The sequence below is a fragment of the Mesorhizobium sp. genome (assembly GCF_005063415.1).
Lineage (GTDB): Bacteria > Pseudomonadota > Alphaproteobacteria > Rhizobiales > Rhizobiaceae > Mesorhizobium.
The window spans coordinates 11,895-15,089 of sequence record NZ_SUEG01000124.1 but is presented as its reverse complement, the minus strand read 5'-3'; the positions used below and the strand labels follow the sequence as shown (position 1 = coordinate 15,089).

The 3,195-nt window shown below is 64.6% G+C and carries 4 protein-coding genes; 3 read left to right on the top strand and 1 reads right to left on the bottom strand.

Annotation, left to right across the window (positions count from 1 at the left end):
* On the top strand, nt 1–678 hold a 678-nt coding region (locus tag E5W70_RS24860), incomplete at its 5' end, for an FAD-dependent oxidoreductase (RefSeq protein ID WP_292663457.1).
* A gap of 167 nt (nt 679–845) precedes the next feature.
* On the opposite strand, the gene E5W70_RS24855 is transcribed toward E5W70_RS24860, so the two are convergent.
* Complete coding sequence (locus E5W70_RS24855) at nt 846–1,949, bottom strand: saccharopine dehydrogenase family protein (RefSeq protein ID WP_292663455.1); 1,104 nt, start codon at nt 1,947–1,949, stop codon at nt 846–848.
* 123 nt (nt 1,950–2,072) lie between these two features.
* Here E5W70_RS24855 and E5W70_RS24850 point away from each other — a divergent pair, with 123 nt between their 5' ends.
* Together E5W70_RS24850 and E5W70_RS24845 are read left to right on the top strand one after the other, a co-directional pair.
* Nucleotides 2,073–2,501 carry an Lrp/AsnC family transcriptional regulator gene (locus E5W70_RS24850; RefSeq protein WP_292663453.1) on the top strand — a complete coding sequence of 143 codons (429 nt, stop codon included), beginning with the start codon at nt 2,073–2,075 and terminating at the stop codon, nt 2,499–2,501.
* 190 nt (nt 2,502–2,691) lie between these two features.
* Nucleotides 2,692–3,057 (top strand): RidA family protein, encoded by a 366-nt coding sequence (locus E5W70_RS24845; protein ID WP_292663451.1) that lies wholly within the window; start codon nt 2,692–2,694, stop codon nt 3,055–3,057.
* Nucleotides 3,058–3,195: the final 138 nt, after the last annotated feature.

Sequence of the window (3,195 nt, the reverse complement as noted above, 5' to 3'; positions counted from 1 at the left end):
GCCAAGGGGCTGTCCACCAAGCGCGACGCGCTGCTGGTCGAGACGAATGGCGGCAAGAACGGCAAGATCGCTGCCGACAGGGTCCTGGTCACGGTCGGTCGGAAGCCGGTGACCGAAGGCTGGGGGTTGGAGCAGATCGACCTCGACATGGCCGGACCCTTCATCCGCATCGACGACCAGTGCCGCAGCTCGATGCGCGGTATCTTTGCCATTGGCGACGTCACCGGCGAGCCGATGCTGGCGCACCGGGCGATGGCGCAGGGTGAAATGGTCGCCGAGATCGTCGCCGGCCATAGGCGCAGCTGGGACAGACGAGCGATCCCGGCTGTCTGTTTCACCGATCCGGAGCTGGTCACCGCGGGCCTGTCGCCGGAGGAGGCCAAGGCCCGTGGCGAGATCAAGGTCGGACTGTTTCCCTTCACCGCCAATGGCCGGGCGATGACGAAGTTGGGCGAGGACGGATTCGTCCGGGTCGTTGCCCGCGCCGACAACCATCTGGTGCTCGGCATCCAGGCGGTCGGCCAGGGCGTGTCGGAACTGTCGACGGCGTTTGGGCTGGCGCTGGAGATGGGCGCGACGCTGGAGGATATCGCCGGCACTATTCATGCCCATCCGACACAGGGCGAGGGTCTTCAGGAAGCGGCGCTGAAGGCGCTGGGGCGGGCGGTGCATGTCTGAGGGCAGGTGATCTCCCCACTTGAGGGGGAGATGGCCGGCAGGCCAGAGGGGGTCGGTTCGACTGACGCGACCTCCCTTGCGATAGAAGGAGGTTAGCGCTCTACGCGAGGCGACCCCCTCTGTCGCCTTCGGCGACATCTCCCCCTCAAGGGGGGAGATTACGCAGCTCACCCCGCAAGCCGGCTAACCATCTCGTGCTGCGCATAGGCGCGGCCGAAGCGGTTGGCTAGAAACGCGTCGAGCGCGATGTCCTCCTGCTTGATGAAACCTCTTGCCGGCAAGCTGCCGTCGGCGAGCATGTCGAGCACCGCGCAGATGGCGGAGGCGGTGGTGACCTGGATGGCACTGCGCACCGTATCGCCGACGCGCCTGGCGTAGATCTTGTTGGCGTAGGTCTCCTGCAGCAGGCGGCCGTTCTTGCGGCCGCTGACGGTGACGAATACGATAACCACGTCCTGCAGCGTCGCCGGCAGGGCGCTTTCAAAGATATCCTTCAGCACGTCACGGCGGTGGCGCAGGCCGAGATCGTTGAGCAGCGCCTTCATGATCGCGGCGTGGCCGGGGTAGCGGATGGTGCGGTAGTTCAGCGTCCGCACTCTGCCTTTCAGCGTTTCGGCCAGGGTGCCCAGCCCGCCCGAGGTGTTGAACGCTTCGTAGGTGACGCCGTCAAGCGAGAACTCCTCGCGCTCCTCCAGCGGCGGCACTTCGACCAGCTCGCCTTCGACGATCGCCTCACAAGGCTCGCAATATTCGTTGATGACGCCGTCGGTGCTCCAGGTCAGATTGTAGTTCAGCGCATTCGACGGGTATTGCGGCAGCGCGCCGACCCGCATGCGCACGCTTTCCAGCGTGTCGAAGCGGCTGGCGAGATCGTTGGCAACGATCGAGATGAAGCCCGGCGCCAGCCCGCATTGCGGAATGAAGGCGCTGTTGCCGGAGCGCGCCAGCTCCTTGACCCGCCTGGTGCTGACGACATCCTCTGTCAGATCGAGATAATGCACGCCGGCGCTGGCCGCCGCTTCGGCGATGCGCGTGGTCAGATGGAAGGGCGCGGCGCTGAGCACGGCGAACTTGCCGGCCAGGGCCGCTTCGAGGGTGCCGGCGGCCTCGATGTCGAGTTCCAGCGTCTCGACCGTTTCAGGCAGTTCGGCCGCGCCAAGCTGCGCCGCCGAGCGGTCGACGAGCGTGACATGGTAGTTGCCCGTGGAAGCCAGCATCTCGGCAATGGTCGAGCCGATCTTGCCGGCGCCGACGACGATGATTTCCTTCATGACCGGTCCCTCGCACCAATGTTAAATTGACGACTAGAATCGCAGCTTGCCTGTCGAAAGGAAGCGTGGGATTGTACGAAACGCAGTCTCTTCTTGCGCAATATGCCGGTAAGGTTCGTCGAAATGCTCAGCGATGCCGACCAGGCTCTGCTTTCTCTACTGCGCATCAATGCGCGCGCCTCGACGGCCGAACTGGCGCGGCGGCTCGGCGTCTCACGAACGACGGTGCAAAGTCGGATCGAGCGGCTGGAACAGCGCGGCATCATTGCCGGCTATGGCGTCCGGCTTTCACCGGACTACGAACAGGGACTGGTCAAGGCGCATGTCCTGCTCACCGTCACCCCCAAGCTTGCCGACAAGGTGGTGCGCAGCCTGCAGGCGCTGGCACCGGTTCGCACGCTGCACTCGGTCAGCGGCAATTTCGACATGATCGTCATCGTCGAGGCGCCGTCGATCAGGGATCTCGACACGCTTCTCGACCAGATCGGCGCCATGGACGGGGTCGAGCGCACGTCGTCGTCGATCATCCTGTCGACGCGGATCGACCGCTGAGCGGCTTGGCGCGGGTCCAGACGCTGGCGGGACAGAGGGGGGCGCGGAGGATCACCAAGGGCGGTGATCGTTCTGGCGTTACCGCAGCAAAGCGATATAGGCTTTCAAAATGTGGATCGATGGCGTGCAGCCGCCCCCTATCTCTCGCAGCATCGCGCGTTCACCCAAAGAACCTAGACAGGAGGCCTTCTTGCCCAAGCAGTGTTTTGGAAAATCCCATGTGCCGTTGTCGCCGGCGGTCAGGGCCGGCGATTTCGTCTATGTCTCAGGCCAGGTGCCGGTCGGCAGCGACGGGCTGGTGGTCAAGGGCGGCATCGCCGAACAGACCGAACAGGTGCTGTCGAACGTCAAGGCGGCACTGGCGCTGGCCGGCTGCTCGCTCGACGACGTGGTCAAGACGACGGTCTGGCTCGAGGACGCCCGCGATTTCGGCATTTTCAACACCGTCTATGCCAGGCATTTCCCGAAAGACCCGCCGGCGCGCACGACAGTGGAGTCGCGGCTGATGATCGACATCAAGATCGAGGTCGAGGCCGTTGCCTACAGGCCGGCCTGACGGGAAAGCGGAGACAGGCGCGATGCAATTCGATCTGCTGATAAAAGGCGGCCGCCTCATCGATCCGGCGTCCGGTCTCGACGCGCAACGCGATCTGGCGATTGCCGACGGCCGTATCGCCGCGATCGACGCCGAAAT